This window comes from uncultured Aquimonas sp., from assembly GCF_937888285.1.
In the GTDB taxonomy this organism is placed as follows: domain Bacteria; phylum Pseudomonadota; class Gammaproteobacteria; order Xanthomonadales; family Xanthomonadaceae; genus Aquimonas.
In genome coordinates this window covers 25,024-31,432 of record NZ_CALART010000087.1, presented here as the reverse complement: position 1 = coordinate 31,432, position 6,409 = coordinate 25,024, and the positions used below count along the sequence as shown (strand labels likewise).

At 71.5% G+C, this 6,409-nt stretch carries 6 protein-coding genes; 5 read left to right on the top strand and 1 reads right to left on the bottom strand.

From position 1 onward, the window contains the following. The first annotated feature begins 509 nt into the window (after positions 1-509). The 5 genes from Q0654_RS15960 to Q0654_RS15940 all read left to right on the top strand — a co-directional run bounded on the left by Q0654_RS15960 (position 510) and on the right by Q0654_RS15940 (position 5,328). A complete protein-coding gene (locus Q0654_RS15960; protein ID WP_298855712.1) occupies positions 510-1,169 on the top strand; it encodes a thermostable hemolysin in 660 nt (219 codons plus the stop codon). Then, the gene (locus Q0654_RS15955; RefSeq protein ID WP_298855710.1) at positions 1,166-2,725 is read left to right on the top strand and encodes an AMP-binding protein; all 1,560 of its coding nucleotides are present in this window, start codon (positions 1,166-1,168) and stop codon (positions 2,723-2,725) included. Before Q0654_RS15960 ends, Q0654_RS15955 begins: the two co-directional genes overlap by 4 nt. Beyond that, positions 2,722-3,393 carry an iron-containing redox enzyme family protein gene (locus tag Q0654_RS15950; protein WP_298855708.1) on the top strand — a complete coding sequence of 224 codons (672 nt, stop codon included), beginning with the start codon at positions 2,722-2,724 and terminating at the stop codon, positions 3,391-3,393. The genes Q0654_RS15955 and Q0654_RS15950 overlap by 4 nt, the downstream gene beginning before the upstream one ends. Then, complete coding sequence (locus tag Q0654_RS15945; protein WP_298855714.1) at positions 3,393-4,370, top strand: SDR family oxidoreductase; 978 nt, start codon at positions 3,393-3,395, stop codon at positions 4,368-4,370. The genes Q0654_RS15950 and Q0654_RS15945 overlap by 1 nt, the downstream gene beginning before the upstream one ends. 193 nt (positions 4,371-4,563) lie before the next feature. After that, a complete protein-coding gene (locus Q0654_RS15940) occupies positions 4,564-5,328 on the top strand; it encodes a hypothetical protein (RefSeq protein ID WP_298855707.1) in 765 nt (254 codons plus the stop codon). Between the two features lie 509 nt (positions 5,329-5,837). Here Q0654_RS15940 and Q0654_RS15935 read toward each other — a convergent pair. Further along, positions 5,838-6,377, bottom strand: a complete 540-nt coding sequence (locus Q0654_RS15935; protein WP_298855705.1) for a transposase — start codon at positions 6,375-6,377, stop codon at positions 5,838-5,840. Between the last annotated feature and the right edge of the window lie 32 nt (positions 6,378-6,409).

The window sequence follows — 6,409 nt, the reverse complement described above, 5'->3', positions numbered from 1 at the left end:
CTGCGGCCAACCCTGCGGGCGGATCGACCGCCTCCCGCCGCTCCCCAGGGGCCCCTTGAAGAGCGCGGGCTCCTGCCCGCCAAAGCCGAAGCCGAAGCCGAAGCCGAAGCGAAAGCCAGAGCCAGAGCCGAAGCCGAAGCCTGCATAGGGTGGGCCCTGGCCCACCGTGGCCTGGAGGCTCGCCCCGGAACTTCGACGGAGGAGTACCCGGATGGCCGGCCTTGCGCCGACGACCACCCTGTGCGCGGCAGGTGTCGAGCTCATGGTGGGCCAGGGCCCACCCTATGCGCGCTCTGGGCGCGCGATAGGAACCGGGGTCGCTTGCTCTTGCGAATCCCCAATCCCAATCCCCAATCCTGCGATCCCGGGATCCACCGCGAGCTGCGGTAGCCGCAGCGTCTTCATCGACGCCCGCGCCCTGCCCACGCAGCAAATCCTTAACCCGCTGCGAAGAAGCGCTTAACGCAGCTCCAAGCCTGGCCCAAGCTTCAGCGCGCAGGCTCTGCGCCATGGACACCTCCCGCCATGGGCCTCGCGCCTTCCGCCACGCCGACTGCATCGACCGTGCACATCCGCAGCGTGCCGAGGTCGAGGCCTTCATCCAGCGCATCTATGCCGCCCGCTTCGACGCGCGGCCGCCGGCGCTGATGCCGCATCTGCTGGCTTTCCGCGACGCCGATGGCACGCTCATCGCCGCGGTCGGCCTGCGCTGCGCCATCGAGGGCCCGCTCTTCGTCGAGCGCTACCTCGGCGCGCCGGTCGAGCGCGTGCTCGCCGAGCGTCTGGGCCACATGCCGCCGCGCGCCGAGGTGGTGGAGATCGGCAACTTCGCCGCCGCCACGCCGGGTGCGGCGCGCGCACTGATCCTGGCGCTGATCCCGCTGCTGCGTGGTGCCGGTCTGCGCTGGACCCTGTTCGCCGCCACCCGCCAGCTGCGCAATGCCTTCGCCCGTCTCGGCCTGGACCCGCGCTTCCTGTGCCGGGCGCAGGCCGAAGCGCTGGGGGCGGAAGGTGAGGCCTGGGGCCGCTACTACGAGACCGATCCCGAGGTGCTGTTCGGCGATCTCGATGGCGCTCGCGTCGACCTGCCGGAGCGCGCTGCGGACGCGGCCACACGCGACGTGCCCGCGATGAGCCGGACCACGCTCGGCTGCGGAGCACCGGCATGAGCCGTCCGTCGACCCACAACGCGCTGTACGCCCGCGTGCTCGAAACCGCCCGCGCGCAGCCGCGGGCGCTGGCCCTGAAGGACGGCCGCTGGGCGCTGCGCTTCGGCGAGCTCGCCGACGTGTTGACTGGTCTGCTGTACGCCCTGCGCATCGAGGGCCCGGTGCTGGCCAGCCGGCTCGACAACGGCGTGCCGGCCCTGCTGGTCGAGCTGGCGGCGCAGGCGGCCGATGTCGCCGCGTTGGCACTGCCACCCTACTTCACTCCCGCGCAGTGCCAGCACGCGCTGGACCAGAGCGGCGCGCGCCTGCTTGTTCTGCCGCAGGGCGCGACGGCCCCCGACGCCAGCTGGCGCTGCGAAGCCTCCGCGCCCTGGCCGGGCCTGTCGCTCTGGCGTCGCGCCGCGCCGGCAGAGGCTGTTGCACTGCCGCCGGGCACCGCCTGCATCACCTACACCAGCGGCAGCACCGGCGCGCCCAAGGGCGTGTGTCTGTCCGCTGAACATCTGGCCCAGGTCGCAGGCTCGCTGGGTGAAGCCTTCGATGCGCTGGCACCGCGCCATCATCTTTGCGCTCTGCCGCTGTCGACCCTGCTGGAAACCGTCGGCGCCTATGCCGCGCTGTTCGTCGGCGCTCGCGTCGAATTGCGGGGCTTGACCGAGCTGGGCTACAGCGGCGCGGCCGGGCTTGATCCGCTGCGCCTGCGCGCCGTGCTGGCCGAAGTCCAGCCCCACAGCCTGATCCTGGTGCCGCAGCTGCTTGATGGGCTGCTGCTGGCAATCGCCGCGGCGGGGCCGCTACCGCAGCCGCCGCGACTGATCGCGGTCGGCGGCGCCCGCGTCGCGCCGCGCCTGCTGCAGCGCGCGGCCGCCGCCGGACTCACCGTGTTCGAGGGCTATGGCCTCAGCGAAGCCGGCTCGGTGGTGTGCCTGAATCGCCCGGGCGAGGTCACGCCCGGCAGCGTCGGCCGGCCGCTGCCGCACCTGCGGCTGAGCCTCGCTGACAGCGGCGAGCTCTGCGTCGACGGTCCGCGCTTCCTCGGCTACCTTGGTGAGCCGGCACCGCCGCCGGGCCCGCTGCGCACCGGCGATCTCGGCGCCATCGACGCGCAGGGCCGCGTGCACATCGAAGGCCGCCTGCGCGAGATGTTCATCACCAGCTATGGCCGCAACGTGGCCCCGGCCTGGGTCGAGGGCGAGCTGCTGGCTGAGCCCGCGATCGCCCAGGCGGTGGTGAGCGGCGAAGCCGAGCCCTGGAATCTCGCCTTGATCTGGCCGCGCGATCCGGCGCTGAGCGAGGCCGAGCTGCTGCGGATCGTCGCCCGCGTCAACGCCGGCCTGCCCGACTACGCGCGCATCGGCGGCGTGCTGCGCCTGCCCGCACCGCTGTCGATCGAAGCCGGCCTGCTCACCGCCAACGGCCGGCCGCGCCGCGAAGCCGTGCTTGCGCACTACGCCGAGGCCCTCGCCGCGCGCCGTGCGCAGGGTCTGGACGCGGCCCTGATCGCGACCTCGCATTCCGCTTCCCACGCCTCTTCGCCCCAGGAGATCCCCGCATGAGCTTCCACGCCCGATTGCTTGCCGACACCGCGCGCGAGCGCGCCGAACTTCAGGGCCTGCCGATCGTGCAGCGCGCGCTCGCCGGCCGCATCCGCCGCGAGGAATACGCGGCCTTCCTCGGCCAGGCCTTCCACCACGTGCGCCACACCGTGCCCCTGCTGATGGCCTGCGGCGCGCGGCTGCCGGCCCGCCACGAGTGGCTGCGGCGCGCGGTGGCCGAGTACATCGAGGAGGAGATCGGCCATGAGGAGTGGATCCTCGACGACCTCGAGGCCCTGGGCGAGGACCGCGCCCGCTGGGCTGAAAGTACGCCGCTGCACGCCACCGAGCTGATGGTGGCCTATGCCTACGACGGCATCGCGCGGGTCTCGCCGCTCAGCTTCTTCGGCATGGTGCTGGTGCTCGAAGGCACCAGCGTGGCGCTGGCGACGCGCGCGGCCGAAGCCATCGAGCGCAGCCTCGGCCTGCCGCGCACGGCCTTCACCTACCTGCGCTCGCACGGCGATCTCGACATCGAGCACACCGGTTTCTACGAGCGCCTGATGGACCGCATCGAAGACCCGGCCGAGCAGGCCGTGATCATCCACGCCGCGCGCCGCTTCTATCGCCTCTACGCCGACATCTTCCGCAGCATCGAGGCCGGCGCCCAGCTGGCGGAGGCCGCGTGATGGAGCTCAACGGCAAGACCGTGGTGCTGACCGGCGCCAGCGGCGGCATCGGCAGCGCGCTGGCGCTGGAACTCTGCGCCGAGGGCGCGCAGGTGATCGCCGTCGGCCGACGCTCCGCGGCGCTGGAAGCCCTGCGCCAGCGCGCCGCGGGCCGTCCCGGCCGGCTGCAGCCGCTGGTCGCCGACATCAACTGCGCCCGCGACCGTGCGCGCATCGCCGAGGTCGCCGCTGCACCCGATGCGCTGATCCACGCCGCCGCGCTGGGCAGCTTTGGCCTGTTCGTGAACAGTGAGGCCGGCGAGCGCGAAGCGATGTTCCACACCAACGTGCTGGCGCCGATGGCGCTGACCCAGGCCCTGCTGCCGGCCCTGCTGAAGCGCCCGGAGTCGCGCGTGCTGGCGGTGGGTTCGACCTTCGGCAGCCTGGCGCATCCGGGCTTCGCCGCCTACAGCGCATCGAAGTTCGCCCTGCGCGGCTTCATCGAGGCGCTGGGCCGCGAGCACGCGGACTCGGGCCTGGTCGCGCAATGGATCGCCCCGCGCGCCACCGATACGGCCTTCAATCCACCGAATGTCGTGGCTCTGAACAAGGCGCTGGGCACCCACGTCGATGCGGTCGACGAGGTTGCTGCGCAGATCGTCCACGCCCTGCGCGCCGGCACCCGCCGACGCCAGCTGGGCTGGCCGGAGAAGCTCTTCGCCTGGCTCAACGGCGCGTTTCCCACGCTGGTCGATCGCGGCCTGCGCTCGGCGCTGCCGGTGGTGAGGACGCATGCGGCGGTCGATCGACGGCCATCGGTGCCGCCGAAGTCATTTGCTGCGGCGCCGAGCCCAGCGCAGGTCACCCCCGCGTTCGATCGTCGGACGGCGCCTACGCCCACGAGCAGCGTCATCCGGCCTCTCGCCGAGGGCACAGCGCCGACGCCGGAGCCGCGTTCACCGGCGCCGCAGTCCGTGAGTGAGCTTGGGCAATGCTGATCATGGCCGCCGCGACCGGATCAGCGCGGGCGCGTCCGGCGCATACCGCCGGTGCCGTTCGGGTGGTCAAGCGACCGCATTCCCGGTCTTCCCGCGCGCCCTCCACGGCGCGGGGCAAGACCACCATCGTCAGCGGCGCGCTTACGCCCGGCCGCACCCCAACCCCTTCGTCTACGCAGCAAGGAGCCTTGCCATGAACACTTCCGCCGAAGCCCGGTCCTGCCGCAACACGAGCACTGACTCAGGCGCGCGCCGAGAGCCCCCGAGCCTCGCGCTCGCACTGGCTCTGTCGACCGTCCTGCTGGTGGGCCTCGGTCCAATCCCTGCGGCCCTGGCGCAGGACGCAATCAGCGAGAGCGGCACCGCCGGCACCGCCGCGGTGGACGACCCACTGCCCGCCATCCAGTCGCGCTGGGCCGAGATCCGCTACCAGCTGCCGGAGGGCGAGCGCGTCAAGGCCTTCGATGCGCTGGTGAACGAGATCGGTCGCGCCCAGCAGCGCGCCCCGGGCGACCTTCGCCTGCAGGTGTGGAAAGGCATCGTGCTGGCCAGCGAAGCCGGCGCCCAGGGCGGCCTCGGCGCGCTCAGCCTGTGCAAGCAGGCGCGCAGGGAGTTCGAGGCGGTGATCGCGAAGGACGGTCGCGTGCTCGATGGCTCGGCCTACACCAGCCTTGGCAGCCTGTACTACCAGGTGCCCGGCTGGCCGCTCGGCTTCGGCGACGAGGACACGGCGCGCGAGCTGCTGCAGCAAGGCCTGTCGATCGCGCCCGACGGCATCGACGCCAACTACTTCTGGGGAGATTTCCTGCTCGACCAGGAGGACTACGCCGGCGCCGTGCAGGCCTTCCAGAAAGCCTTGGCCGCGCCACCCCGCCCCGGTCGCGAAAGCGCCGACGCCGGCCGCCGCGCCGAGATCGAAGCGGGGCTGGCGAAGGCGCAGGAGGAGCTCAGGGGCTGAGGGCTGGGAGTCGAGAGTCGAAATAGCGTGGCACGGCGAGCGGGCTCGCGACACCCGCATAGGGTGGGCCCTGGCCCACCATGAGCTCCGCTCTGGCCCCGGTTATCCCACCCCAACGTGCACCGAAGCACCGTCCTCGCGACGGCGCATCGACGGACCGGGGCAAGCGCCCATGCCACGGTGGGCCAGGGCCCACCCTATGGGCTTTTGCTTCGCATTCAACGCCCGTGTTCTTCGAGCCCTGGATGAGGTCGCCTTCTGCGCTTGGATTTGCGGCGGGTGCGGGATTCGGGATTCGAAGCGGCCTTGCGCGACGAGCGGGCTCGCGACACCCGCATAGGGTGGGCCCTGGCCCACCATGAGCTCCACTCTGGCCTCGGTCATCTCGACCGAACGCCGCCCCCACCGAGGGCTTCGACATGGTGAACCGACGAACCGGGGCGAGCGTCCACGCCACGGTGGGCCGGGGCCCACCCTATGCGGTGTGGGAATCGATGGCGTCGTGCGAGTCACGCACGCACTTCACCCAAGGCGTGATTGAAAGCCGCCAGGGACGTGCCCCAATCGGGCGCAAGCCAACCGCGCTCGACGTAGCGATGCAAGCTCGAATGCGGCCAGTCGATCGCGCGCTGCACGTGGCCGTGCTTGACCGGGTTGTAGTGGAGGTAATCGATGTGCGCGCGCAGGTCGAGTTCGTCGACGATCACCCGCTCGAAGTAGCGGCGCTGCCAGAGGCCGCGCTCACGCTTCGACGCGCGGCTGGCGCTGCGCAGCTCGCTCTCGGGAAGCGCTCGCGAGAAGACGCTCTTGATCCTCTGCCAGCGTGCGGCGTTGTCAGCGTCGCCCTCGGTCAGCGACCACAGGCAGTGCAGATGATCCGGCAGCACCACCATGGCGATGGGGGTGAACGGCAGCACCTTGCGCGTATCGCGAAACGCCTCGCGCAGGGCCTCGATGTTGTCCACCAGCAGGCGCGACTCCCGGTTCCACAGGTTCACTGTGAAGAACGACGTCGCGCCGGGGATCCATGGGCGTCGATAGTTCGGCATGCGCACAGGTTCGACCTGCGCGGCAGATCCAT

What these genes read in the sequence shown, in the direction of transcription:
- Q0654_RS15950 (WP_298855708.1), top strand. Translation starts at nt 2,722, where the DNA reads ATGAGCTTCCACGCCCGATTGCTTGCCGACACCGCGCGCGAGCGCGCC.
- Q0654_RS15955 (WP_298855710.1), top strand. Translation starts at nt 1,166, where the DNA reads ATGAGCCGTCCGTCGACCCACAACGCGCTGTACGCCCGCGTGCTCGAA.
- Q0654_RS15940 (WP_298855707.1), top strand. Translation starts at nt 4,564, where the DNA reads ATGAACACTTCCGCCGAAGCCCGGTCCTGCCGCAACACGAGCACTGAC.
- Q0654_RS15935 (WP_298855705.1), bottom strand. Translation starts at nt 6,377, where the DNA reads ATGCCGAACTATCGACGCCCATGGATCCCCGGCGCGACGTCGTTCTTC.
- Q0654_RS15945 (WP_298855714.1), top strand. Translation starts at nt 3,393, where the DNA reads ATGGAGCTCAACGGCAAGACCGTGGTGCTGACCGGCGCCAGCGGCGGC.
- Q0654_RS15960 (WP_298855712.1), top strand. Translation starts at nt 510, where the DNA reads ATGGACACCTCCCGCCATGGGCCTCGCGCCTTCCGCCACGCCGACTGC.